Raw genomic sequence first — 24992 nt, forward strand, 5'->3', positions numbered from 1 at the left:
CCGGGACGCCGATGGTCCAGGGCGGGATGATCGAGTTCCGCAAGGACCTCTTCGCCGACGAGCGCGACGATACGTTGAACGAGATCGGCAAGCCGACGCGCCGCCAGGACATCGTCGGGCACGTCACGGGACGCTCGCCCTTCTACGACGACCACCTCTTCGACGGCCTCCTGCATCTGCGCTGCGCCCGCTCGCCCCACCACGCCGCGCGCATCCGGCGCATCGACACCTCGGCCGCCGAGCGGATGCCGGGCGTCGTGCGCATCCTCACCGGGCGCGACGTGCCGGTGAACCTCAACACGCTGCTCAGCCTCCTCGATTTCGGCATCGACGACGAGCCCGTCCTCTCGACCGAGCGCACCCGCTATCGCGGCGAGCCGGTCTGCGCGGTGATCGCGGAGACGGAGGCGCAGGCGCGCGACGCGGTGGCCGCGATCCGGATCGATTGGGAAGTGCTCCCGCACGTCCTCGACGTCGAAGAGGCGATCCGCCCCGGCGCGCCGACCGTGCTCGACATCTACCCGACGAACAAGTTCGTCTATCATGGCAAGTACGACCATCAGAAGCTGCGCTACGGCGACGTCGAGGCCGCCTTGGCGCGGGCGGACCACGTCGTGAAGGGCCGCTACCAGATGTCGCCGATCGAGCAGGCGCCGATCGAGACCTGCGGCGCCATCGCGGCCCCCGAGCAGAACGGCCGCTACGTCTGCTACACCTCGACGCAAGCCCTGTTCTTCTCCCTCGGCACCGCCGCGAAGGTGCTCGCGATGCCCTCCTCGCGGCTGCACTTCATCGGCGGCACGGTCGGCGGCGGGTTCGGCGGCAAGGTCGATTCGATCCACGAGCCGCTCGCGATCCTCGGCGCCATGCTCACCGGTCGCCCGGTCAAGTATATGTGGGACCGCGAGGAGGAGATGCAGGTCGGCGCGCCGCGCGGGGCCGAGCGCTGGTACATCGAGGACGGGGTGATGCGCGACGGGCGCATCGTCGCGCGCCGCTTCACCGGCTATTTCGACAGCGGCGCCTATACGCGCCTGTCCTCCTACGCGATCATCAAGGGCGTCGGCCACCTGCCGGGGCCCTATACGATCCCGAACGTCTCGGCGGACGTCTATTGCGTCTACACGAACCGCACGCCCGCGACCGCGATGCGCGGCTTCGGCATCACCGGCGTCGATTTCGCGATCGAAGCGCATATGGACAAGGTGGCGGAGACGGTCGGCATCGACCCGATCGCGCTTCGCATCCTCAACGCCTATCGCGACGGGGACATGAAGGCGCATCGGCGGCTCGCCAAGAATTGCGCGCTGATCGAGTGCTGCCAGGTCGTCGCGCAGAAGGCCGGGGTGAAGCTCTCGCCGGAGCTGATGGCGGCCTCCTCGCGCGCGGGCGGCGGCGGCGACCGCGCACGGCTGCCGGCCCACACCGCGACCGACGAGAACGGCCGCGTCTCCGGGTACAAGGCGACGAACTACGCCCGCAAGGGCGCCGCCGCGAGCGATCCGTTCGGCGCGCGCGCGACCCCGACGGGGCCGGCGCCCCAGGCGCGGTCCGCGCCCGCCGCGAGCCCGCCGTCGCATCGCCCCGAACCGCCGCCGCCGCGCGATCCGCCCCCCGCCGCGCCGTCTCCCGGCCGCGCCGGCGCCCTGCGCTTCTCCTCCATCTCGGGCTTCCGGAGGCGTTGATGGCTCTCCATCGCGGCCGCGGTTTTGCGGCGATCAACTACCCGATCGGCATGAATCTCGGCGGCGACCCGAGCCAGGCCCTCGTCCATTCGAACCCGGACGGGAAGTTCACCGTCGCGCTCTCCGCGATCGATCTCGGACAGGGCATGAAATCGGTCGTGCGGCAGATCGCGGCGGAGACGCTCGGCGTGCCGGTGGACGACGTCTACGTCGACACCGCCGACAGCGACACCGGCCCCCACGACATGGGCAGCTTCGCCTCGCGCGGCACCCACCGCATGGGGAACGCCGTCATCCGCGCCTCGCAGGAGGCGCGTCAGGTGATGCTCGAGGCGGCGGCCGAGGAGCTCGAGGTGGATGCGGGCGATCTCGTCACCGACGGGCGCGGCAACATCCACGTGCGCGGCGCGCCCTCGCGGACGATCACCACGATGGCGGCGGCGCAGGCCGCGCAATTCCGGCAGGGCCGCACCATCGCCGGGCGCGGCATCTTCCTGATCCCGCTCTCCGAGGTCGATCCGGAAACCGGCGAGATGACGCCGGTGACGACCTTCGCGCACGCCGCGATGCTCGTCGAGGTGGAGGTCTGCGACGAGACGGGCGAGGTCGCCGTTCTCGACATGCAATCCGCCTACGAGGTCGGCCGCGCGCTCAACCCCCGCCTCGTCGAGCAGCAATTGCGCGGCGGCGCCTGGATGGGCATGTCGCACGCCGCCTGGGAGACGACGGAGCCGCTCTATCCCGCACGCGAGCACGCGCCGGTCGACTTCAACACCTACCTCATGCCCGGCCCCGGCGATCTCGCGCCCCACCACATCAGCGTGCTCGAGCGCCCCGCCGAGGACGGGCCCTACGGCGGCAAGGGGCCGGGCGAGATGTGCGCGAACCCCGTCCTCCCCGCCGTCGTCAACGCGGTCTACGACGCGGTCGGCGTGCGCATCGACGAATTGCCGGTGACGCCCGAGAAGGTGTTGCGGGCCTTGCGCGCGCAGGGCGGAGCCAAGCCGCGGAGGCGGCTCTGATGCCGGTGCGCCCCGCGATCCAGGGCATCGACGGACCCGAGCCGCTCGGCCGGGCCTTGCGCGAGGCGCAGTACGTCGCCGACGAGGGCCTCGCGACCGCGGCCTATCTCGCGCTCGCGCTCGGCAAGCCGCTCCTGCTCGAAGGCGCGCCCGGCGTCGGCAAGACCGAGGCGGCGAAGGCGCTCGCGAGCGTGCTCGGCCGCGAGCTCGTGCGCCTGCAATGCTACGAGGGCATCGACGCCGCCGCCGCCGTCTACGACTGGAACTTCCCCCGCCAGATGCTCGCCATCCGCCAGGCGGGCGAGACCTGGGTGAACCTCTACGCGGACGAGTTCCTGATCGCCCGTCCGCTTCTCCTGACGCTGCAGGCCCCGCGCGACCGGGTGCTGCTCATCGACGAGATCGACCGAGCCGACCCGGAATTCGAGGCCTTCCTGCTCGAATTCCTCTCCGATTTCACGATCTCGATCCCAGAGCGCGGCACCGTGCGCGCGGCCGAGCCCCCCGTCGTCGTCCTCACCTCGAACCGCACCCGCGAGCTGCACGAGGCGTTGCGGCGGCGCTGCGTCTACCATTGGATCGGCTGGCCCGATCCCGCGCTCGAGGCGCAGATCGTCACGATGCGCGCCTCCAGCGTCGCGCAGGAGACCGCACGCCGCGTCGTCGCCGCGGTCGGCCGGCTGCGCGCCGAGCCGCTCGCCAAGCCCCCGGGCGTCGCCGAAACGGTGGAATGGGCGCAAGCCGCGACGCTCCTCAATGCGCAAGGCACGCCCTGGCCGGCGGCCTTCGCCCGCGCGATCGGCGTCGTCCTCAAGGACGAGGACGATCTCGCCTTCGTGCGCCCGCGGATCGAGGCCCTGATCGGAGGCCAGGCGGCATGAGCCTCCCCGTCGCGCTCGCCCCGTTCCTCGCCTTCCCGCCGGCCTTGCGCGCGGCGGGGTTCTCCGCGGCGCCGGAACAGACGCAGAGCTTCCTCGCGGCCGTGGGGCTCCTCGGTCCGCGCACCATCCGCGACGTGCGCCGCGCCGCCCATGCCGTGTTCGGGCCGGGCCCCGACCGCGCCGAGCTCTTCGACGACGTCTTCGACGCGGTCTTCCTCGGCCGCGCCTTCCAGGTGCCGGGGGAGGGGGCGCCCGAGGAGATGCCGGCCGCCTTCGATTCCGCCGGTCTCGACCTCGTCGCCGACCCGGACGAGGACGAGCCCTCCGGCGGCGCCGCGACCGCCGTCGAGCGGCTGTTCCAGCGCCGCCTCGCGGCCGGCGAAGGGGAGGGAGCCTTCGCGCGGGCCCTGCCGAAGGTGCTGCCGCGGCGCCGCTCGCGCCGCTTCCGGCGCGCGCGCGGCAACCGCGCCGACCCGGCCCGCGCCTTTCGCGAGATGCTGCGGCGCGACGGCGAGATCACCCGCCTGCCGAGCCGCGCGCGCCGCCTCCGCCAGCGCCCGGTCCTCCTCCTGATCGACGTCTCGGGGAGCATGAAAAGCTCGACCGAGGGCGCGCTGCGGCTCGCGCACGCGCTGATGCGCGGGGCGGAGCGCGCGGAGGTGTTCACGCTCGGCACGCGCCTCACCCGCGTCACCCAGGCGCTGCGCACCCGCGACCCGGACCAGGCGCTCGCGCGCGCGTCGGGCCTCGTCGCGGATTGGGACGGCGGCACCCGGCTCGGCGAGGCGCTCGCGACCTTCCTTTCGGTGCCGCGCTTCGCCGCCTTCGCGCGCGGCGCGCTCGCGATCGTGCTCTCGGACGGGCTCGAGCGCGGCGGTCCGGAGGCGCTCGTGTCGGCGATGGCGCGGCTGCGGGGGCTCGCGCGCCACGTGCTGTGGCTCTCGCCGCTCGCCGGCGACCCCGATTACCGCCCGCAGACGGCGGCGATGCGCGCGATCCTGCCCCATCTCGACCGCCTCGCCGACGGTTCCTCTCCGGATGCGATCGCGCGCGAGATCCTGCGCTTCGGGAGGGCCGCGCGATGAGGATCGTCGATTCCCATTTCCACATCTGGCGGCGGGCGGACCTGCCCTGGCTCTCGGGCCCGATGGTGCCGCGCATCTTCGGCCCCTACGAGCCCTTGCGCCGCGACTACCCGATCTCCGAATACCGCGCCGACATCGCGGGGGCGGGGGTCGTCGCGGCGGTCTACGTCCAGGCGAATTGGGCGCCGGACCAGGCGGATGCGGAAGCCGCGTGGATCGAGGACGTGGCGCGCGAGACCGGCTGGCCGCAGGCGAGCGTCGCCTATGCCGACATGACGGTTCGCGACGTGCGCCCCGCCCTCGATCGCCTCGTGCGCCATCCGCGCGTGCGCGGCATCCGCCAGCAGCTGCACTGGCACGAGAACCCGGTCTATCGCTTCGCCGCGCGCGCCGATCTCGCCGCGGATGCGAACGTCGTGCGCAATGTCGGGCATCTCGCCGATTATCGCCTCGTCTTCGAGCTGCAGATCTTCGCCGGCCAGATCGAGCCCGCCTGCCGGCTCGTCGATGCCTGCCCGGACACGACCTTCGTCCTCCAGCATGCCGGCATGCTCGAGGACACGAGCGCGGCGGCGTTCGCTGCCTGGAGGGAGGCGATCGCCGCGCTCGCGGCCCGCCCGAACGTCTGCGCCAAGCTCTCGGGGCTCGGCACCTTCGTCCACCGCGTCGACCGCGATCTCGTCGCGCTCATTGCCGGCGAGACGATCGCCGCCTTCGGCCCGCAGCGCTGCCTGTGGGGCTCGAACTTCCCGATCGAGAAGCTCTGGACCGCCTACGGCCCGCTCCTCGACGCCCACGAAGCGGCCACCGCCGCGCTCGACGAGAGCGCGCGCGCCGCGATCTTTCACGACACCGCGTGCCGGGTCTACCGGCTGTGAGGGAGGCGAGGATGGCTTTGGAGATCAAGATCCTGGATTTCGGGGACATCGAGCTCGAGAGTTCGTTCCTCGTGCTCGGCCGCGATTGCGGCCGCACCCGCCGCGTGCCGGTCTACGGCTTCCTGATCCTCGGCGGGCGCTACCCCGTCGTCGTCGACACCGGCTATCGCGACAACGCCATCATGGCGACGCTCGGCATGCGCGGGCTCCAGTTCCACGAGAACATGATCGAGCGCCAGCTCGCCAATCACGGCGTTCGCATCGGCGACGTGCGCTACGTGCTGCACACCCATCTCCACATCGACCACGCCGGCAAGGACGACCATTTCTCCATGTCGACGACGGTCGTGATCAACCGCCGCGAGATGGAATATTCCGTCTCGGGCCTGATGCACCCGCAATATCCGAAGCCCGACATCATCCATCTCGTCGAGCGCCTGCACACGCCCGGCGCGCTCAGGCTCGAGGATCTGGAGATCTCCGGCCCGATCGAGCTTTTGCCCGGCATCGTGCTGGAGGCCGCGGGCGCCCATACGGAAGGCTCGATGAACGTCCACGTCGAGACCGCGGACGGGATCGCGACGATCTGCGGGGACGTGATCTACGATTTCAACGACCAGATCGTCGAGCCGGTGCGCAGCTTCGGGCCGGAGGAATACCAGGTCACCGGCAATCACGGCGGCTCGAAGCGCGCGGAGAAGGCGGCGATCCGCAAGCTGATGTATTCGGACGCCCGCTATCTCCTGCCCGTCCACGACAAGCCCGCGAAGATCGAGGGCGGGCAGGTGGTGGGGCGGCTCGACATGGCGGTCCCCGGCCCGGTCTCGCAATCGGTGCCGCGGCGCGACTGGTTCCCGGCGTGAGGGCGCGGCCATGGCCCATACCGCCCTCGACCCCGCCTTCCGCGACCTGATCGACGAGCACGCCCCCGTCCGCCAGGCGGGCTCGGGCTTCGTCTTCACCGAGGGGCCGATCTGGCATCCGGTGGAGCAGCACCTCCTGTTCTCGGACATGCCCGGGGACGTGCGCCGCAAGCTCGATCGGGCGGGCGTGCGCGAGGTGATGCGGCCCTCCAACAAGGGCAACGGCATGACCTATGACGGGGACCTCAACCTCCTCGTCTGCGAGCATTCCACGAGCTCGGTGGCGCGCTTCCGCCCCGACGGCACCCGCGAGGTGATGTGCAGCCGGTTCGAGGGGCGCGAGCTGAACTCTCCCAACGACATCTGCGTCGCGTCCGACGGCGCGATCTGGTTCACCGATCCCTGGTACGGCCGCATGCCGCATTACGGCGTCGAGCGCCCGCGCGAGCTCGGCTTCCAGGGCGTCTACCGGATGGCGCCCGGCCACCGCCCCGGCGACGAGCCGGAGCTGATGGTCGACCGCTTCACCTTCACCCAGCCAAACGGGCTCTGCTTCAGCCCCGACGAGCGCCGTCTCTACGTCAACGACACGGAGCAGGCCAATATCCGCGTCTACGACATCGGCCGGGACGGGCGCCTGTCGAACGGACGCCTCTTCGCCAGCGGCCTGCGCGACAGCCTCCTCCCCGGCGTGCCCGACGGGATGAAATGCGACGCGCAGGGCAATGTCTGGTGCTGCGCGCCGGGAGGCCTGTGGGTCTACTCGCCGGAGGGGCGCCACATCGGCAAGGTCGCAATCCCGGAGCTGCCGGCGAATTTCCATTGGGGCGGGGAGGATTGGCGCACGCTCTACGTCTGCGCCACGACGAGCGTCTACGCGATCCCCGTGAAGATCGGCCCGCGGCCCGAGCCCTTCATGCGCGCGCGGGGACGCGCGCATGCGCGGCCGCGGGAGGAGGGAGGCGGGCTGCGGCTCGATCCCGAGCGCTGCGCGCTGATCATCCAGGACATGCAGAACGACGTCGTGATGGAGGGCGGCGCCTTCGCGGCCTCGGGCAGCCCGAACCATTGCCGCGAGCAGAACGCGATCGCCAACATCGCCCGGCTCGCCGAGCATTGCCGCGCGCGCGGCATCCCGGTGATCCACGTCTGGTTCGTGCGCAGGGCGGATGCCCGCGACATGACGCTCAACGCGCCGCTCTTCGAGGGCTGCGTCGACGCGAACGCGCTCGTCGAGGGCTCCTGGGGCGCGGAGCCCGTGCCGGGGCTCGAGGCGAAGCCGGGCGACCACGTCGTGCGCAAGGCGCGCATGTCCGCCTTCGAGGGCACGCCGCTCGAGCGCATCCTCAAGGCGGAGGGGCGCGACATCCTCATCGAGACCGGCGCCTGGACCAACATGTCGATCGAGCACACGGCGCGCACGGGGGCCGACAAGGGCTACGTGATGATCATCCCCGAGGATGGCTGCAGCACCATGAACGCCGATTGGCACCGCGCGAGCATCGATTACGCGATGCAGAACGTGGCTCTGGTGACGAGGGTCGAGGAGGTGATCGATGCGCTGAGGTGACGGGGGAGGGGGCCGTATGTCGCCTCGGTCTCCTCTGCCGAGCCCGCGGTGATCACGATGGTATTCCGTCGGAATCGTACGGATCGTCGTGTGCGCTCGTGCCGGCTTTCGGACCGAGATCGGCGCGAATCCGCCGGCCCAGCTCGAGCATCCGACGCAGCCGCTCCTCGCCATCCTCTCGTCGATCTCCGGCACCCATAGCCGCGAGCTTTTCGGTGAGGGCGGTCCGCACCACCTCCGTCATCGAGCGACCGGTCAGCCTCGCCAGCTCCCGAGCCTGACGCGTCACCTCCTCGTCCTCGATGTTCAGCGGCATCGTCGATCCTCTCTATTTCCACCCTAGCGTCCACCATGGAGGAAATCGATTCTCGCGACCCCCTGACGGGGAGCCTTGCGGGCGAGAGCGGGCGGATATACATTCTCGACCGTGTATCCGAAGGGCGGCGTCGTGAAGGAGAGACGTCATGCTGGTCTCCCGATGGGGAAACTCGCTCGCGGTGCGCCTACCCGCCGAGATCGTGCGGAAGCTCGGCTTGCGGGAGGGCGACGAGATCACGCTTCATGCCGACGAGAGCGGCTACGTGGTGAGGCGTCTGGAGCGCCCGGAGGAGGTTCTGGCGGCGTTGCGCCGCTTCAGAGGCCGCCTGCCGGCCCGCGATCGGCTCCGCCGCGACGATGCGCATGAGCGCTGACTTCTTCGACACCAACGTCGTTCTGTACCTTCTGGACGACGGACCGAAAGCCGAGGCGGCCGAGCGTCTCCTCGCCGACGGCGGCGTCGTGAGCGTCCAGGTTCTGAACGAGGCGCTGGTGAACTGCATCCGCAAGGGAGCGATGGATTGGGCCGAGGCGAGCGAGTTCCTCTGGGGAATCCGGCGCCTGTGCCGCGTGGTCGACGTCACGGCGGAGGTCCACGATCTCGGTCGGGCGCTGGGCGCGCGTTACGGGTTTTCCGTCTACGATGCCATGATCGTCGCAGCCGCCCTGCTCGCAGGATGCACGAGGCTCTATTCGGAGGACATGCAGGACGGCATGCTCGTCGAGGGCGCGTTGCGGATCGTCGATCCGTTCTCCGATCGCGGGTAGGCGCGACCCCCGCCTCACCCCACCCGACGCAGATAGCCGCGCGGCGCCACGCTGATCAGGAGCTTGGCGTCCATGTCGGCGTCGATCTCGAATTCCGGGTGGTCGGCGAGATAGGCGTCCACGGCCGTCATCGCGTTGTCGCCGGGCGCCCAGGGGCGATCGGGAAACATGTCGGCGGGCAGGTTCTCGATCACGGTGTCGAAGACGACGCAATAGCTGCCCGGTGTGACCAGCGGGGCGTAGGCCTCGAGCTCGGCGAGCACGTGGGCGTGCGTGTGGTTGCTGTCGAGGCAGACGAGGACGCGCTTCGCGTCGCGCGCGATCCCGCGCACCTGCGCGACGATTTCCGGATCGACGCTCGAGCCCTCGAGCATGGTGATCCGGCGCATCATCGGGTGCGCCTCGATGGCGACGCGATTGTGCGCGCGGATGTCGATGTCGATGCCCAGAACCCGCGCGTCGGCCGGGCCGCCGCAGATCGCGACGAGCTCCAGCATCGATGCCGAGAAGATCAACGAGCCGCCATGGGCGATCCCGGTCTCGACGATGAGATCGGGCTTGATGCGGAAGATCAGCTCCTGCATCGCCACGATATCTTGCGGGTATTGGATGATCGGCCGGCCGAGCCAATCGAAATTGTAGGAATATTTCGGCTTCGTCGATTCGCGCATGAACGTGCGCGCGCTGTCCACGAACGCCGCGTTGCGGGCATTGGCGGCGATACGCTCGCGGCGCTCGTCGTCGAAGGAAGTCATGGCTGCGTCCTCTCTTCAGCGCCGCCCGCGAGCGTGCGATCGAGCTTGGCCCGGTCGCCCCAGAAGGCGAGGGGCTCGTAATCGGGATAGGGGTAGCGACCGAGATCGAGGCTGATCTCGAAGCCGCGCTCCGCGATCCAGCCCTCGACGAGGCGGCGCACGGAGACGGGCTCGCCCGAGCAGACGTTGACGATTCCCGGATCGCCGCCGCGCAGGGCGAGCGCGACGAGGAGGCGCGCCGCCTCGGTCACGGGCAGGTAATCGCGCAATTGCTCGCCGCCCGACATCGGAAAGGTCCGCTCGCCGCGCGCCGCCGCCGCGTGCAGGAGCGGGTAGAGCGAGCGCGCGCTCTGGCCCTCCCCGTACAGGTAGAAGAGCCGCGCCCAGGCGAATTCGAACGGCGTCTCGCGCCGCAGGAAGCCGAGCTGCCGACGCAGCGCGTCCTTGGCGAAGCCGTAGGGCGTCGTCGGCGCGGGCTGGAGGCTCTCGGCGAGCGGGCCCGACATCATGCCGTATTCGAGGCACGTCCCCGTCGCGACGAGCCGCGAGAGCCCGCCGCGGACGAGGGCGGCGAGGAAGCGGTAATGCGTCGGAAGCTCGGTCTCGACATGCGCGAGGCTGCGGTAGTCCTGCAGCCAGCCCCAGGCGAGATGGATGACGACATCGGGCCGCCCCAGGGCCTGGAACGGGTCCGAGGGAGGGGCGGCGACGTCGAGCGCGAGGCCGGCATGGCCGTCCACCGACGCGCCCGAGCGCGAGACCGCGAGCGCCTCGACGCCGACGCGGCGCAGCTCGGCCAGCACGTGCCGCCCGACGAAACCGCTCGCGCCGACGACCGCGCACCGCATCAGAACACCTCGAGCTCGGGCACTGCGGTCACGAAGCGTCCGCCCCAATCGCGCACATAGGCGAGCTGGGCGGCGATCTCGTCGCGCAGGTTCCAGGGCAGGATCAGGACGTAATCCGGGCGCTCGGCGGCGAGCCTCTCCTCGGGCACGATCGGAATGCGGCTGCCGGGCAGGTACTTGCCCTGCTTGGCGGGGCTGCGGTCGACGACGAAGGGGAGGAGGTCCGGGCGCACGCCGGCGAAGTTGAGGAGCGTGTTGCCTTTCGCGGCCGCGCCGTAGCCGACGACCCGCGCCCCGTCGCGCTTCGCGTCGAGGAGGAAGCGCAGCACGTCGTCCTTCACCGCCTCGGCCTGCGCCTGGAAGCCCTCGTAGAAGGCGCGGCCGTCGAGACCCGCCTGCGCCTCGTGAGCGCGTTGCGCGCGAAGCCCCTCCGCCTCGGCGCGGCGGCGCGCGTCGGCGCGCTCGGCGAAGACGCGCAGGCTGCCCCCGTGCGTCGGCAGCGTCTCGACGTCGAACGCCGCGAGGCCGTTCGCGGCGAAGATCCGCTCGACGGCCATGAGCGAGAGATAGGAGAAATGCTCGTGATAGATCGTGTCGAATTGCCGTTCGCGAACGAGCGACAGGAGCGAGGGAAACTCGAAGGTCGCGACGCCGCCCTCGGCGAGGAGGATGCGGAAGCCGGCGACGAAATCGTCGATGTCCGGGACGTGCGCGAGCACGTTGTTCGCCGCGGTCAGGTCCGCCGGCCCGTGCTCGGCGACGATCCGCTCGGCGAGGCCTCGGCCGAAGAAGTCCTCGACGATCGTGATCCCGCGCTCGCGCGCCTTCGCCGCGGTGCTCGCGGTCGGCTCGACGCCGAGGCACCGGATGCCGCGCGCCGCGACGAATTGCAGGAGATAGCCGTCGTTCGCCGCGATCTCGACGACGTGGCTCCCCGCCCCGAGCCCGAAGCGGTCGACCATCGCCGCGACATAAGCCTCGGCATGGGCGACCCACGATCTGGAGACGCTGCTGAAATAGGCGTAATCGGCGTCGAACAGAGCCTCGCGCGCGGCGAAATCCGCGGTCTGCACGAGCCGGCAGCGCTCGCAGGCGAACACCTTCAAAGGCAGCCACGTCTCGGGTCCCGCGAGCCGATCGGGCGTCAGATAGGCGTTCGAGGGCGGCGCCGAGCCGAGATCGGCGAAGACGAGCGACAGCGGGCTGCGGCAATGGCGGCACTTCATGGCGCGATCCCTTCGAAGCCCGCGATCGTCGGAAGCCCCAGGTCCCGCTCGGAGCGTTCCGCGACCGGCAGCGGCCAGGCGATCCCGAGCGCGGGATCGCAGGCGTCGAGACCGCCCTCGGCCTGCGGCGCATAGGCGGCCGTATGGAAGTAGAGGAGTTCCGTGTCCTGCGCGAGCGTCTGGAATCCGTGCGCGAACCCTTCCGGGATCACGAGCGATTCGCCGTTGGTCTCGTCGAGCACGCGGCCGTGCCAGACGCCGAAGGTCGCCGAGCCGCGACGCAGATCGACGGCGACGTCGAGAACGGCGCCGCGCAGGCAGGTCACGACCTTCGTCTCGGCATGAGGCGGGCGCTGGAAGTGGAGGCCGCGCACGACGCCCGCGCGACGGGTGAGGGTGCGGTTGATCTGCGCGATCCGCCGCTCGCCGAGAACGGGCGCGAGGTCCTGCGCGCAATAGAGGCGCTCGAGAAAGCCGCGCCCATCGGCGATCGGCCGGCGCCGGAGCGCCACGAGGCCGGCGATCGGCGTCTCCACGATGTCGAAGCGCGCACTCACCCGCCGCACTCCAGGAAGCGCGCGATCTGCGTGCGCGTGAGGGCCGCGACGTCCTCGCCGCGCGCGTGGGCGCGGTGCCAGTCGACGGTGAGCGCCAGCGCCGCGTCGAGATCGAGACGCGGTCGCCAGCCGAGGCGCAGGCGCGCGAGCGTGCTGTCGAGGCGAAGCGTGCCCGCCTCGTGCGGGTGCCCGCCATCCGTATCGCGCGCGACCGAGGCGCCCTCGCCCCAGAGCGCCGCGAGACGCTCGGCGACGTGTCCGACCGCGGCGTCGCCCGCCGGATCGGGGCCGAAATTGAAGGCCGATGCGAAGGCCTCGCCGTCCGCGCCGAGGAGGTGCTCGGCGAGCGCGAGATAGCCCGCGATCGGCTCGAGCACGTGCTGCCAGGGCCGCACGGCGGAGGGGTAGCGCAGCCGCACCGGCTCGCCGCGCGCGAAGGCGCGCAGGCAATCGGGCACCAGGCGGTCGGGAGCGAAATCGCCGCCGCCGATCACGTTGCCGGCGCGCGCCGTCGCGATCCGCGCCGGATGCCGGCCCGCGCCGAAGAACGAGGCTCGCAGGCTCGCCGTCGCGATCTCGCAGGCGGCCTTGCTCGCGCTGTAGGGATCGTGGCCGCCGAGGCGATCGCGCTCGCGATAGGGATGCGGCCATTCCTCGTTCTCGTAGACCTTGTCGGTGGTCACGACGACGACCGCCGCGACGCTCTCCGCCTGCCGAACCGCGTCGAGCACGTGCGCCGTGCCCATCACGTTCGAGGCGAAGGTGCCGATCGGATCGCGATAGCTCTCGCGCACGAGCGGCTGGGCGGCGAGGTGGAAGACGACGCTCGGGCGCGCCGCGCGCACCGCGTCCGCGACGAGAGCCGCATCGCGGATGTCGCCGCGCGTGTCGCGCGCGAGCCGCGATGCGACGTCCGCGGTCTCGAAGAGCGAGGGGGTGGTCGGCGGATCGAGCGCGAGGCCGTGCACCCGGGCGCCGAGCGCGTCGAGCGCGAGGCAGAGCCAGCCGCCCTTGAAGCCCGTATGCCCGGTGACGAGGACGTCGAGGCCGCGCCACGGGCGCCCGAGCCCGCTCGGCAGATCCTGCGCGCTCACCAGATCCTCCAGGGTGCCCGGCCCGAGGCCCAGAGCTCCTCGAGCTGCGTCTTGTCGCGCAGCGTGTCCATCGCCTGCCAGAAGCCGTCGTGCTCGAAGGCCATCAGATCGCCGGTCTGCGCGAGCGTCGTCAGGGGCTCCGCCTCGAAGCTCGTCGCATCCTCCGCGACGAGGTCGATCACCGAAGGCGAGAGCACGAAGAAGCCGCCGTTGATGTAGCCGCCGTCGCCCCGCGGCTTCTCGGTGAAGCCCACGACGCGCTCGCCGTCGCGCTGCAGCGCGCCGTAGCGACCGGGCGGGCGCACCGCCGCGATCGTCGCCTTGCGCCCGTGCGCGCGATGGAAGGCGATCTCGGCCGACACGTCGATATCGGCGACGCCGTCGCCATAGGTGAAGCAGAAGGCCTCCTCGCCGCGCAGATGATCCCGGACGCGGCGCAGGCGTCCCCCGGTCATGGTCGTCTCGCCGGTGTCGACGAGGGTGACGCGCCACGGCTCGGCGGCGCGCCGATGCACCTCCACGGAATTGGCGGCGAGGTCGATCGTCACGTCGGACATGTGCAAGAAGTAGTTCGCGAAGTACTCCTTGATCATGTAGCCCTTGTAGCCGCAGCAGATCACGAAGTCCGTCACGCCGTGGGCGGCATAGATCTTCATGATGTGCCAGATGATCGGCTTGCCCCCGATCTCGACCATGGGCTTGGGCCGCAGGTGCGTTTCCTCGGAAAGCCGCGTACCGAGCCCTCCCGCGAGAATGACAGCCTTCATGGCGAACGAGCCCAGCGAGCGTGAGGAGGGCCGGTCGAAGCCTCCGAATCGGTGCGGGCGAGACGGTGTCCGGCCTGCGTGCGTATCGTATCGGCTGGCGGAGCGAGCGGCAACAGCGCGGGGTGCGCGCCGCCGCGGGCGGTTGAGCCGCGCGGCGCCGACTGCTATCGAGCCTGCGACCGGTGCGCACCGCACCATTCTTCGTCGGGACGAACCATGACCGATCGCCTGGAAGGCGGCGCGCCCGAGCCGGTCGCGCCGCGCCCGTTCGCGCCGACACCTGTCGCCCAGCGCGTCGCACGGCGCGCTCCGATCGTCGCCGTCGTGTTCCTATGCGCGACGCCGACCCTCATGATCGTCGCGCGGGAGATCCCCGCGACCATGCTCGTCGCCGTGACCGCCGCTCTCGTGGCGGGCGCGATCGCCGCCGGGCTCGCGGGGGCGGCGCTCGGGGATCTGCGGCGGGCTGGGGCGACGATCGGCGGGGCCGCCGCGCTCGGCCTCGTCGCGCTCGCCGCCGCCTCCGTATTGTGGTCGCCGACGCCGGCGCGGGGCGCCGCGCACGTCGTCCATTTCGGCGGCGGCCTCCTCCTCGCGGCATTCGCCGTGGCGCTGGCGCTGCGGACCGGGCTGCGGCTCCCGGCCCGCGCGCTCGCGCTCGCGCTGGGTGCGGCGGCGCTCCTCGCCGCGCTCGATCTCGCGAGCGGCAGCGCGTTGCGGGAGGCGGCCGCGTTCGACGGCGAGGCCTACCGGCTCAACCGCGTCGCGGTGGCGATCGCGCTCTTCCTGCCGCTCGCGACGGCGCTCCTCGCGGCCGAGCGGCGGCATCTCCTGCTCGGCGCGCTCTGGGCGATCGGGCTCGCCGCGATCGGCCTCTCGATCAGCCATTCGGCGAAGCTCGGCCTTCTCGTCGCGATCCTCGTGCTCGTGCCGGCGCTCCTCGCGCCCCGCGTCGTGCACCGCATCGTCGCGATCGCCTCGGTCGCGGTCTTTCTCGCGATGCCGTTACTCGCGCCGATCGCGAACGATCTCGTGCCGGCGCGCGTGCACGAGGCGGTGGGCTACGGAAGCCTGACGATCCGCGGGGAGATCTGGGCGGAGACGGCGCCCTTCGTCCGGCAGAAGCCGATCCTCGGCTGGGGCATCGAGGCCTCGCATGCGCTGCCCGGCCTGCCCGAGGCGGCGGGGCTCGCGCCCGCGCAGCGCGATCTCCTCTCCTGGGGACACCCGCACAACGCGCCCTTGCAGATTTGGCTCGAGCTCGGCCTCGTCGGCGCGCTGCTCGCGGCGATCGCTCTGGCTGCGGGCTTCGCCGCGCTCGCGCGCCTGCCGCGGCCGCTCCGGCCCGCCGCGACCGCGACCGCGGCGAGCGCCTTCGCGATCGCCTGCGTCAGCCACGGCGCGTTCCAGGCCTGGTGGTGGGGGCTCCTGGGCCTTCTCGCGATCGCCTATGCGGCCGCCGCGCGGGACCTCTCCGCGCGGGAGCCCTAGACCGCGAACCCCTCCGCCCGCAGCGCGGGCGCGAGGTCGAAGCCGAGCGGGCAGTGGATCGCCCGCATGCCGACGGCGCGCGCGCCCTCCACGTTCGCCGGGCTGTCGTCGATGAAGACGCACTCGCCCGCCGGCAGCCGGTAGCGCTCGAGCAGCACCTCGTAGATCGCCGGATCGGGCTTCACGAGCCGCTCGTGGGCCGAGACGACCACCCCCTCGAAGCGCTGCAGCACGGGGAAGCGCTCGCGCGCCTCCGCCCATTTCTCGCGCGAGAAATTGGTGATCGCGTAGACCGGCTCGCGCGCGAGCAGCGTCTCGAGCAGCGCGACGTTCTCCTCGATCGCGTGGGGCACCATCTCGTGCCAGCGCTCGTCGAAGGCGCGGATCTGGCTCGCCCATTCGGGATGGCGCGCGATCAGGCTCGTCACCTGGTCCGCATAGGGCACCCCGCGATCCATCTCGAGGTTCCAATCGTGCGTGCAGACATTGGCGAGAAACCACTCCATCCGCTCCTCGTCCCCCGCGAACACGTCGCGGTAGAGGAAGCGCGGATCCCAGCGGATCAGCACGTTGCCGACGTCGAAGACCGCGATGCTCATCTCAACCGCCGATATTGTAGGCGGCGAGCGCCGCCATGTTGACGATGTCGGCATCCGTCGAGCCGAGCGGAACGATCTGCACGGGCTTGTCGAGGCCCACGATCAAGGGTCCCAGCACCGTGCCGCCGCCGAGCTCCTGCAGCATCTTCGTGGAGATCGCGGCCGAGTGGAAGGCGGGCATCACGAGCACGTTCGCGGGGCCCTTGAGCCGCGCGAACGGGTAGGCGGCGAGGAGGTTCGCGTTGAGCGCCACGTCGGCGCCCATCTCGCCGTCGAACTCGAAATCGACGCGCCTTTTCTCGAGGAGCCGCACGGCCTCCTGCACCTTCTCCGCGCGCTCGGCCTTGGGCTGGCCGAAGGTGGAGAAGGAGAGCATCGCGACCCGCGGCTCGTAGCCCAACCGGCGCGCGACGCCCGCCGCCTCGACCGCGATCTCGGCGAGCTCCTCCGCGCTCGGCATCTCGTGGATCGCCGTGTCGGCGACGAGCACCGCGCGGCCGCGGCTGAGGCACAGCGAGACGCCGATCACCCGGTGGCCGGGCTTGGGGTCGATGACGCGGCGCACGTCCTCCATCGCGATCGAGTAATTGCGCGTCACGCCGGTGACCATGGCGTCGGCGTCGCCCATCGCCACCATCGAGGCGGCGAAATGGTTGCGGTCCTGGTTGATCAGGCGCTGGCAATCGCGGAAGAGGAAGCCCTTGCGCTGCAGCCTGTCGTAGAGGAACTGCGCATAGACGGAGTTCTTCTTCGACAGGCGCGCGTTCATGATCGAGATGCCCTCGCGGCCCTCGAGCTCGATGCCGGCGAGCGTCGCCGTCTCCCGGATGCGGTCCTCGCGCCCGACGAGGATCGCCTCGCCCAATCCCTGGTTGGCGAAGGAGAGCGCCGCGCGGATCACCTGCTCCTCCTCGCCCTCGGCGAAGACGACGCGCTTGGGGAAGCGGCGCACGCGCTCGAAGATGCGGTTGAGCGTGCCGGCGACCGGGTCGCGCCGCGCCGAGAGCTGGGCGCGATAGGCGCGGCGGTCGACGATCGGCCGGCGCGCGACGCCCGTGTCCATCGCCGCCTGCGCCACCGCCGGCGGCACGGTCGAGATCAGCCGCGGGTCGAAGGGCACGGGGATGATGTATTCGCGCCCGAAGCGCGGGCGCGCGCCCTGATAGGCGGCGGCGACCTCGTCGGGCACGTCCTCGCGGGCGAGCGCGGCGAGCGCTTCGGCGGCGGCGATCTTCATCTCCATGTTGATCGTCGTCGCCTGCACGTCGAGCGCGCCGCGGAAGATGTAAGGAAAGCCCAGCACGTTGTTGACCTGATTGGGATAATCCGAGCGGCCCGTCGCCACGATCGCGTCGTCGCGCACGGCCGCGACCTCTTCGGGCGTGATCTCCGGGTCCGGGTTCGCCATCGCGAAGATGATCGGCTGGGGCGCCATCGAGGCGATCATGTCGGGCGTGAAGGCGCCCTTCACCGAGAGGCCGAACACGGCATCCGCGCCCGCGAGCGCGTCCGCGAGCGAGCGCGCCGGCGTCTCGACCGCGTGCGCGGATTTCCACTGGTTCATGCCGCTCTCGCGGCCCTTGTAGACGACGCCCTTGGTGTCGCACAGAATCACGTTCTGCGGCGAGAACCCCATCGCCTTGAGGAGCTCGGTGCAGGCGATGCCGGCCGCGCCCGCGCCGTTGACGACGAGCTTCGTCGACTTGATGTCGCGCCCGGTCAGGTGCAGCGCGTTCAGCAGCCCCGCGGCCGCGATGATCGCGGTGCCGTGCTGGTCGTCGTGGAAGACGGGGATGTCCATCAATTCGCGCAGGCGCTCCTCGATGATGAAGCACTCGGGCGCCTTGATGTCCTCGAGATTGATGCCCCCGAAGGAGGGGCCGAGGAAGCGCACGGAATTGACGAACTCGTCCGCGTCCTCGGTGTCGACCTCGAGATCGATCGAATCGACGTCGGCGAAGCGCTTGAACAGGACCGCCTTGCCCTCCATCACGGGTTTTGACGCGAGCGCGCCCAGATTGCCGAGGCCGAGGATCGCCGTGCCGTTCGAGATCACCGCGACCATGTTCGCGCGCGCCGTCAGATCGAAGGCCCGCGAGGGATCCTCGGCGATCGCCTTCACCGGCACCGCGACGCCGGGCGAATACGCGAGCGACAGATCCCGCTGCGTCGCCATCGGCTTCGTCGGCACCACCTCCAACTTCCCCGGCCGCCCCTGCGCATGAAACTGCAGCGCCTCCTGGTCGGTGAAGGTGGGACGCGGGCGACGCGGTGGGTTGGTGGACATGGGGGTCGGCTCGACGGGGTGGTGGATGGGAGGCGGGACTTTAGGGGGGTTGGGGTGGGGGGGCAAGGGTGGGGGGTGGGGGTGGGAGCTCGAAGAAACACCTCCTGACTATTGAAGGCTTCGAGCAATGTCCGGACGTCTACCTACTTGTTCACGCTCATTGCGAATTGTATATCTGGATAAAGAACGAATCATGGAATGGTGGATCATGCCCTGGGATGACAATCTCGACCCACAAAGTCCTGCTTACATGATCGCATCGGAAACAAACGACAACATTCGGGTTGTTGCGGGTCCGGGAACAGGCAAATCTTTCGCGATGAAGCGCAGGGTCGCGAGGCTTCTTGAGTCTGGCGTTGCGGCTCAGCAGATCCTTCCGGTCACTTTCACTCGCGTAGCGGCGGGCGATTTGCAACGCGAATTAGGTGGAATGGACGTTCCTGGAAGTCGAGACATCGTAGCCTACACGCTTCATAGCCTTGCATTTCGTATCCTGGCTAGAAATCACGTCCTCCAGCAGTTGAACCGAGAGCCTCGACCGTTAAACGAATTCGAGCTTGAGCCATTTTATGAAGATCTTCGGCAGCGAGGGCGGGGCAAGGAAAAGTTGAAAAAACTGAAGGCGGCTTATGAGGCCGCTTGGGCTCGCCTACAGGTCGAGGAGCCTGGGTATGTTGCTGATGCGGACGATCGGGAATTTGAACGGGATCTACTGAGTTGGATGCGTTTCCATAGGAGCATGCTGATCGGTGAGGTCATACCTCACCTTTACGTATATTTGCGAGACAACCCGATTGCAGCGGAACGTAGGGAATTTCCGTATATTTTGGTTGACGAGTACCAAGACTTAAATAAGGTTGAGCAATCTGTTATTGACTTGCTTTCAGAGCAGGGTGAGGTATGTATTGTCGGTGATGACGATCAATCAATTTACAGTTTCAAGCACGCGCATCCCAATGGTATACGTGATTGGGTGGTGCAGAGACCAAATGTTGCAGATCTCACGCTTTCCGAATGCCGACGCTGTCCGGTTCGCGTGACACATATGGCAAATAGTCTTATATTGAATAACAACAATCGACCAGTCGTGCGCGAACTAATACCACGTGCACAGAATGGCGATGGCGTTGTCAGCATTCGGCAATATCAAAGCCTTGAAGATGAAGTAAACGGAATAGCGCAGATCGTTATCGACGAAATTCAATCTGGAGTTCCAGAAGGCGACATATTGATACTAACTCCGCGACGCGCCATCGGTATGATGATTTGCAATCGACTTAGAGAATCGAACGTTAATGTTCGATCCTATGTTTCTGAAAGCGAAATTGACGAGCGAGAAGTCCAGAGACAACTAGCTCTGCTTAAGCTTCATATCGATCGTGATGACCGTGTAGCTTTGCGTTGGCTTCTTGGGTATGGAAGCCCAACGTGGCGCTCTGGGGCATATGCTCGCGTGAGAGAAATTTGCGAAGCAGAAAATGTTACTCCATACAATCTCATGGTCAGTCTCTCCAACAGAACGCGGAATTTACCAAACTGTCGTGACCTGATTCAAGCGTTCGATCAGATCACTGAAGAACTAGCGCTAATGGAAGGCCTGCCTGAGCTAGCTCAGTTGATAGATTACGTGTTCCCTGAGGCAGAGCTGGCATACGAGGAAATTCGGAACTTGGCCTCCGATGTTTTGGCTACCGTGAATGAGAATAATCCAGCTGAATTCCTTAGGGAGCTTGTTCTTTCAATAGCTAAGCCTGAGCCTCCTGAAGAGGTTGACGAAGTTCGTGTTATGTCCCTTCACAAAAGTAAGGGCTTAAGCTCTCCTGTTACCATTATCACTTCGTGCATTCAGGGATTGATGCCGAACTTAGGTGACCCGAATATGCCCGCGCATGCGGCTGCTGCGGCGCTTGAAGAGCAGCGCCGGCTGTTTTATGTCGCAATTACACGTGTGAAGGCTGATCCGAATAACGGAAAACCAGGCAAGTTATACATTACGTATCCCGCAAGTGTGCCGACTGGCATCGCTCGGAGTGGTAATATAGCGATCTCTGTGTTTAGGCGAGGGCAAGCAGCCGTGTCTGGGAGCCAATTCATCAATGAACTTGGACCGTCCGCACCACGGCCTGTACGCGGTTAAGGGGCGTCGGGCGGAGGATGGGGCTCCGGGGCTGCGGCGGGGTGGGTGATTTGGTCTCGACCCGTGCGCCCTCACCCCCGGCCCCTCTCCCGTTCGGGAGAGGGGAGATCACCCCCTCCGCCTCACCCCTTCCCCCCCACCATCCCCCTTCATCAAAAACACCACCCCCTCCCGCTCGAACGCCTCCCGAATTGCCGCCACCGTCCGCGCATAGCCCTTCAACGGCCCCGGATCGCGCTCCAACCTCACCACGGTCGGATGCGACACCCCGGACTTGTCGGCCAGATCCTTCTGTTCCCAGCGCAGGAGGGCGCGGGCGGCGCGGACTTGTTCGGCGGTGATGCGGGGTTCAGCCATGGGGTGGGGCGCGAAGTTGATAATTCATTTGTTGACTCGGGCCGCGAAGTCGCGTATTCAGTGATCAACCTAGACGATTCCAGGAGGCCCGTCATGTCGGACGACGCGCTCGCGTGTCCGCTCGCGAAACTATGCGCGGAGGCGGCTTTGCTCGTCGCGCGCAAGGACGCGGCGGATGCGGCGGGGTTGGCGGGGCGGGAGGGGGCTTCGTTCGCGCTCGACGAGGTGTCGATGAGCCTCGACCACGTCGCCATGCGCGCCTCCGACCACGTGCCGCGCTCCGATCTCGGCGCGCTCTTCGCGCTCGCCTGCGCGGCGGGCGAGGTCGAGGCTTTGGCGCGGGCGAGCGAGCCGAGCGCCGACGCGATCCGCCGCCTGCGCCGCCACCTCTACGGCGCCGCCGCCCACCTCGCGCGCAAGAGCCCCCTCCCACCCCGCCTCGCCGCCTTCTGGCTCCCCCCCTGGCTCGACCCGCACGCGGCGTTACGGGGGGAGATCACCGGGGGCGGGTGAGGAAGGCGCGCCCGTGTCCTTTCCCACAAGGGGGAAGGACAAGAGAGCGCGTCGCTCGGATCGGGTCGCCGGAGCGAGCGCGCATGCGCGCTCGGACCATTGTCGGGAGTCTGGGTTCCGGGCTCGCTTCGCGCCCCGGAATGACGGCGTCGAGGCAGGGCGCGCAGGCGAGCGCAAGCGCGCCTCACCCCTGGCCCGTCCCCCCGTCCGACGGCGCGAGCGTCTCCTTCGCCAGCGCGATCGCCTCGGCCAGCACCCGCTCGTCGCCGATATGGTTGGCGAGGATGAGAACGAGGCGGGTGTCGAGGGCGGCGGAGGTGGCGTCGTCGAGGCCGCGATGGGCTTCGACGAGCAGGCGGTAGGCGCGGTCCGGGTCGGGGAAGCGGGAGGTGGTGTCGAGCGCGCTCACGGGGTTCCTCCGAGCATGCGGGCGGCGGCGGCGGCGAGATCGGCGGCGCTCGGCCGGCGGAAGCGGGCGGCGAGGTGCTGGTCGGGGCGAACGAGGCAGGCGCTGCCGGGGGTGAGGTCGAGGCGCTGCGCGAGGAGGCCCGCTTCGTCGCGCACGTCCTCGCCGATCACGAGCCGCGCCACGCCCGGCGGGGTCTCGACGAGGTCGGCGCCGGCTCGCGCGAGGATCGCGGTCGGCGCGCCGCCGAGCGCCTCGAGCAGCCAGATCGCACGCCCGTCGCGATCGACGAGCGGCGCATCCGGCAATGGTCCCCCGAGCCGCGCGCTCCCGCCCCAATCGTCGCGATCGGGGGTGGTGAGCGGGGTGTCGGCATAGACGCTCGGCGTCGAGAGGCGGCCGGAATTGACCAGGCGCTTGCCGAACGCGGTCGTGCGCGCGAGCGCGAGCGCGGCATCGCGCAGCCGGGTCTCCTGGGGGCTGCGCGGCGCGATGAAATCGGTCGAGCGGGTGGAATGGCCGATATTCTCGTCGGCGGCGGCGACGCGCTCGCGCTCGTAGGTGTCGAGGAGGGCAGGGGGCGCCTCGCCGCGCACGACGCGGGCGAGCTTCCAGGCGAGGTTTTCGGCGTCCTGAATGCCGGAATTCGCCCCGCGCGCCCCGAAGGGCGAGACCTGATGGGCGGAATCGCCCGCAAAAATCACCCGCCCGTGCAGGAAGCGCTCGAGCCGCCGACACTGGAAGGTGTAGACAGACACCCATTCGAGCGCGAAATCCGAGTGGCCGAGCATGGCCTCGATCCGCGGGATCACCCGCTCGGGCCGCTGCTCGGCGGCGGCGTCCGCCTCCGCGCCGAGCCCCAGATCGATGCGCCAGACGTCGTCGGGCTGCTTGTGGAGGAGCGCCGAGCGGCCGGGATGGAAGGGCGGGTCGAACCAGAACCAGCGCTCGGTGGGGAAGGCGCCGGTCATCTTGACGTCGGCGATGAGGAAGCGCTCCTCGAACACCTCGCCCATGAACTCGAGGCCGAGCATGGCGCGCGTCGGCGAGCGGGCGCCGTCGCAGGCGCAGACCCAGTCCGCGTCGAGGTCGTATGGGCCGTCCGGGGTCTCGATCGTGAGGCGCGCGCCGTCGTTGCGGGGCGCGATGGCGATCACCTTGTTGCGCCAGCGGATCTCGACATTCGCGTTCGCGAGCGCGGCCTCGACGAGATAATGCTCGAGGTAGTATTGCTGCAGGTTGACGAAGGCGGGCATCGCGTGGCCGCCCTCGGGCAGGAGGTCGAAGGAATAGAGCGCCTCCTCGCCCTGAAACACGCGGCCCACCTTCCAGGTGACGCCCTTCTCGAGGCATTTCGCGCCGATGCCGAGCCGATTGAGGATTTCCAGCGTGCGCTTGGCGTAGCAGATGCCGCGCGAGCCCTCGCCGATCCGGTCGGCATCGTCGAGGACGACGACCGGCACGCCGCGCTGCCCGAGATCGAGCGCGAGCGCGAGCCCGACCGGCCCGGCGCCGATCACCACCACGGGTCGGCGGACGGGGGAGGGGGCGTCCTGGTCCGGCGAGCGGGCATAGGCGAATTGGTAGAGGGATTTGCGCGCGTTCGTGGACATGGCTCCTCACCTCGGTTCGTTTGTTTTTCTCGTTCCCCTGACATCTCGAAAACGTCTCTCAGGGTTGTCATCCCGGACGCCGAAGGCGATCCGGGACCCATACGCCCGACGCATCAGTCGCAGCCTATAGGCTGCGTTTCGCCGACGAGCGACGCTGCACGCGCGAGACGCGAGCGCGGCATGCGCGCTCGGACGATCCTCGGAGTGTATGGGTCCCGGGTCCGCTTCGCGGCCCGGGATAACAGCGCAACCCCCGAGCGAAAGGAGACGCTTCACCCCTGCAACGCCGCCCACATCTCGCGGTCGCGCTCGGCGGTCCAGATGGTGGGGTGGTCCACCCCGGACGCCTCGTCGTAGGCGCGGGCGACGTTGAAGGGTTGGCAGTGCTCGTAGATGGCGAAGGAGCCGAATTTGGGGTCCATGACCTCGCGTACGGCGGCGTAGGTGTCCTTCAGCGAGCGCCCGCGCGCCACCGAAAGCTCGGCCTGCGTGTAGAGCGTGCCGACGAAATCGCGCGTCATCGCGATCGCCTCGCGCACGGTCGCGCGGTCGGTGAGCGCGTCGCCGCGGCCGGGCACGAGGGCCTTCGGGTTCGCGTTGCGGATGGCGTCGAGCGTCGCCGGCCACTCGCGCAGATGGGCGTCGCCGCAATAGCAGGCCGAGTGGTACTCGACGAGATCGCCCGAGAACATCACCTCGGAATCCGGCACCCAGGCGACGATGTCGCCGGCCGTGTGGCCCGCGCCGAGATGGTAGAGCTTCACCTCGCGGCTGCCGAGGAAGACGCTCATCTCGTTCTCGAAGACGAGGTTCGGCCAGGTGAGGCCGGGGATCGATTCCGCGTCGCGGAAGAGGCGGGGGAAGCGCCCGTACTCGCTCTCCCAATCCTGCTGGCCGCGCTCCTCGATGAGCGCGAGCGTCAGATCCGAGGCGATGATGCCTTGCGCGGCGTAGGCCGACGCGCCCAGAACGCGCACCGCATGGTAGTGCGTGAGGACGACGTACTTGATCGGCTTGTCGGTCACGAGGCGCACGCGGGCGATCACGTCCGAGGCCATCTTGGGGGTGGCCTGCGCGTCGATCACCATGCAGCAATCGTCGCCGACGATGATCCCCGAATTCGGGTCTCCTTGAGCCGTATAGGCGTAGAGATCGGGGCCGATCTCGGCGAAGGTGACCTCTTTCTCGGCCGTGTCGCCGGTGGAGGCGAAGCTCTTCGACATGGACGTCTCCTACGTGATTTCATCCCTCCCCGAAGGGGAGGGTGGACTT

Annotated in this window: 25 protein-coding genes; 12 read left to right on the top strand and 13 right to left on the bottom strand. The window is 69.1% G+C overall.

Features of this window, described 5'->3' with window-relative positions; all coding sequences use genetic code 11:
* Positions 1–26 precede the first annotated feature (26 nt).
* Genes ACK4UM_RS12135 through ACK4UM_RS12165 form a run of 7 tightly spaced genes read left to right on the top strand, consistent with a single transcriptional unit; the run spans position 27 to position 7984 of the window.
* On the top strand, positions 27–1685 hold the full coding sequence (locus tag ACK4UM_RS12135) for a xanthine dehydrogenase family protein molybdopterin-binding subunit (protein WP_409799290.1): 1659 nt from the start codon (positions 27–29) through the stop codon (positions 1683–1685).
* Positions 1685–2707 carry a xanthine dehydrogenase family protein molybdopterin-binding subunit gene (locus ACK4UM_RS12140; RefSeq protein WP_409799155.1) on the top strand — a complete coding sequence of 341 codons (1023 nt, stop codon included), beginning with the start codon at positions 1685–1687 and terminating at the stop codon, positions 2705–2707. The genes ACK4UM_RS12135 and ACK4UM_RS12140 overlap by 1 nt, the downstream gene beginning before the upstream one ends.
* The gene (locus tag ACK4UM_RS12145; RefSeq protein ID WP_409799158.1) at positions 2707–3588 is read left to right on the top strand and encodes an AAA family ATPase; all 882 of its coding nucleotides are present in this window, start codon (positions 2707–2709) and stop codon (positions 3586–3588) included. The genes ACK4UM_RS12140 and ACK4UM_RS12145 overlap by 1 nt, the downstream gene beginning before the upstream one ends.
* Positions 3585–4673, top strand: a complete 1089-nt coding sequence (locus tag ACK4UM_RS12150) for a vWA domain-containing protein (protein ID WP_409799161.1) — start codon at positions 3585–3587, stop codon at positions 4671–4673. The genes ACK4UM_RS12145 and ACK4UM_RS12150 overlap by 4 nt, the downstream gene beginning before the upstream one ends.
* The gene (locus tag ACK4UM_RS12155; protein WP_409799164.1) at positions 4670–5551 is read left to right on the top strand and encodes an amidohydrolase family protein; all 882 of its coding nucleotides are present in this window, start codon (positions 4670–4672) and stop codon (positions 5549–5551) included. The genes ACK4UM_RS12150 and ACK4UM_RS12155 overlap by 4 nt, the downstream gene beginning before the upstream one ends.
* Before the next feature lie 11 nt (positions 5552–5562).
* Entirely contained in the window at positions 5563–6414 is an 852-nt protein-coding gene (locus ACK4UM_RS12160) for an N-acyl homoserine lactonase family protein (protein ID WP_409799167.1), read from the top strand.
* A 10-nt stretch (positions 6415–6424) separates the two neighbouring features.
* Positions 6425–7984, top strand: a complete 1560-nt coding sequence (locus ACK4UM_RS12165; protein WP_409799170.1) for an isochorismatase family protein — start codon at positions 6425–6427, stop codon at positions 7982–7984.
* Positions 7985–8036: 52 nt separating this feature from the next.
* Here ACK4UM_RS12165 and ACK4UM_RS12170 read toward each other — a convergent pair whose 3' ends face one another.
* Entirely contained in the window at positions 8037–8300 is a 264-nt protein-coding gene (locus tag ACK4UM_RS12170; RefSeq protein ID WP_409799173.1) for a type II toxin-antitoxin system VapB family antitoxin, read from the bottom strand.
* Positions 8301–8448: 148 nt separating this feature from the next.
* Between ACK4UM_RS12170 and ACK4UM_RS12175 the strand changes: the two genes are divergently transcribed.
* Complete coding sequence (locus ACK4UM_RS12175) at positions 8449–8676, top strand: AbrB/MazE/SpoVT family DNA-binding domain-containing protein (protein WP_409799176.1); 228 nt, start codon at positions 8449–8451, stop codon at positions 8674–8676.
* A complete protein-coding gene (locus ACK4UM_RS12180; protein ID WP_409799179.1) occupies positions 8666–9070 on the top strand; it encodes a PIN domain-containing protein in 405 nt (134 codons plus the stop codon). The genes ACK4UM_RS12175 and ACK4UM_RS12180 overlap by 11 nt, the downstream gene beginning before the upstream one ends.
* A 14-nt stretch (positions 9071–9084) precedes the next feature.
* Here ACK4UM_RS12180 and ACK4UM_RS12185 read toward each other — a convergent pair whose 3' ends face one another.
* From ACK4UM_RS12185 to rfbF, 6 genes are read right to left on the bottom strand one after another with little or no spacing between them, the layout of a single operon-like run.
* Positions 9085–9825 (bottom strand): cephalosporin hydroxylase family protein, encoded by a 741-nt coding sequence (locus ACK4UM_RS12185; protein WP_409799181.1) that lies wholly within the window; start codon positions 9823–9825, stop codon positions 9085–9087.
* Positions 9822–10673, bottom strand: coding sequence for an NAD-dependent epimerase/dehydratase family protein (locus tag ACK4UM_RS12190; RefSeq protein WP_409799183.1), 852 nt, complete (start codon positions 10671–10673; stop codon positions 9822–9824). Before ACK4UM_RS12190 ends, ACK4UM_RS12185 begins: the two co-directional genes overlap by 4 nt.
* The gene (locus tag ACK4UM_RS12195) at positions 10673–11899 is read right to left on the bottom strand and encodes a methyltransferase domain-containing protein (protein WP_409799186.1); all 1227 of its coding nucleotides are present in this window, start codon (positions 11897–11899) and stop codon (positions 10673–10675) included. Before ACK4UM_RS12195 ends, ACK4UM_RS12190 begins: the two co-directional genes overlap by 1 nt.
* Positions 11896–12456 (bottom strand): dTDP-4-dehydrorhamnose 3,5-epimerase family protein, encoded by a 561-nt coding sequence (locus ACK4UM_RS12200; RefSeq protein WP_409799189.1) that lies wholly within the window; start codon positions 12454–12456, stop codon positions 11896–11898. The genes ACK4UM_RS12195 and ACK4UM_RS12200 overlap by 4 nt, the downstream gene beginning before the upstream one ends.
* Positions 12453–13550: a CDP-glucose 4,6-dehydratase gene (rfbG, locus tag ACK4UM_RS12205; RefSeq protein ID WP_409799192.1), complete on the bottom strand. Its 1098-nt coding sequence runs from the start codon at positions 13548–13550 to the stop codon at positions 12453–12455. Before rfbG ends, ACK4UM_RS12200 begins: the two co-directional genes overlap by 4 nt.
* A complete protein-coding gene (rfbF, locus tag ACK4UM_RS12210) occupies positions 13547–14317 on the bottom strand; it encodes a glucose-1-phosphate cytidylyltransferase (protein ID WP_409799195.1) in 771 nt (256 codons plus the stop codon). The genes rfbG and rfbF overlap by 4 nt, the downstream gene beginning before the upstream one ends.
* 216 nt (positions 14318–14533) lie before the next feature.
* Between rfbF and ACK4UM_RS12215 the strand changes: the two genes are divergently transcribed.
* Complete coding sequence (locus ACK4UM_RS12215; protein WP_409799198.1) at positions 14534–15808, top strand: O-antigen ligase family protein; 1275 nt, start codon at positions 14534–14536, stop codon at positions 15806–15808.
* Here the strand turns inward: ACK4UM_RS12215 and ACK4UM_RS12220 are convergent.
* Positions 15805–16407: an HAD family hydrolase gene (locus ACK4UM_RS12220; RefSeq protein ID WP_409799201.1), complete on the bottom strand. Its 603-nt coding sequence runs from the start codon at positions 16405–16407 to the stop codon at positions 15805–15807. The two genes, ACK4UM_RS12215 and ACK4UM_RS12220, sit on opposite strands and share 4 nt — an antisense overlap.
* A gap of 1 nt (position 16408) precedes the next feature.
* Positions 16409–18694 (bottom strand): NADP-dependent malic enzyme, encoded by a 2286-nt coding sequence (locus tag ACK4UM_RS12225; protein WP_409799204.1) that lies wholly within the window; start codon positions 18692–18694, stop codon positions 16409–16411.
* 193 nt (positions 18695–18887) lie between these two features.
* Here ACK4UM_RS12225 and ACK4UM_RS12230 point away from each other — a divergent pair, with 193 nt between their 5' ends.
* Positions 18888–20831: an ATP-dependent helicase gene (locus ACK4UM_RS12230; protein WP_409799207.1), complete on the top strand. Its 1944-nt coding sequence runs from the start codon at positions 18888–18890 to the stop codon at positions 20829–20831.
* Positions 20832–20939: 108 nt separating this feature from the next.
* Here ACK4UM_RS12230 and ACK4UM_RS12235 read toward each other — a convergent pair whose 3' ends face one another.
* Positions 20940–21188 (bottom strand): helix-turn-helix domain-containing protein, encoded by a 249-nt coding sequence (locus ACK4UM_RS12235; RefSeq protein ID WP_409799210.1) that lies wholly within the window; start codon positions 21186–21188, stop codon positions 20940–20942.
* Between the two features lie 93 nt (positions 21189–21281).
* Here ACK4UM_RS12235 and ACK4UM_RS12240 point away from each other — a divergent pair, with 93 nt between their 5' ends.
* Entirely contained in the window at positions 21282–21701 is a 420-nt protein-coding gene (locus ACK4UM_RS12240; RefSeq protein WP_409799213.1) for a hypothetical protein, read from the top strand.
* A gap of 184 nt (positions 21702–21885) precedes the next feature.
* Here the strand turns inward: ACK4UM_RS12240 and ACK4UM_RS12245 are convergent, their stop codons facing one another.
* The 3 genes from ACK4UM_RS12245 to ACK4UM_RS12255 all read right to left on the bottom strand — a co-directional run bounded on the left by ACK4UM_RS12245 (position 21886) and on the right by ACK4UM_RS12255 (position 24943).
* Complete coding sequence (locus ACK4UM_RS12245; protein WP_409799216.1) at positions 21886–22110, bottom strand: DUF2783 domain-containing protein; 225 nt, start codon at positions 22108–22110, stop codon at positions 21886–21888.
* Complete coding sequence (locus ACK4UM_RS12250) at positions 22107–23720, bottom strand: FAD-dependent oxidoreductase (protein WP_409799219.1); 1614 nt, start codon at positions 23718–23720, stop codon at positions 22107–22109. The genes ACK4UM_RS12245 and ACK4UM_RS12250 overlap by 4 nt, the downstream gene beginning before the upstream one ends.
* A 272-nt stretch (positions 23721–23992) precedes the next feature.
* Complete coding sequence (locus ACK4UM_RS12255; RefSeq protein WP_409799222.1) at positions 23993–24943, bottom strand: MBL fold metallo-hydrolase; 951 nt, start codon at positions 24941–24943, stop codon at positions 23993–23995.
* Between the last annotated feature and the right edge of the window lie 49 nt (positions 24944–24992).

The sequence above is a fragment of the Salinarimonas sp. genome, assembly GCF_046292825.1.
Classification (GTDB): domain Bacteria; phylum Pseudomonadota; class Alphaproteobacteria; order Rhizobiales; family Beijerinckiaceae; genus Salinarimonas.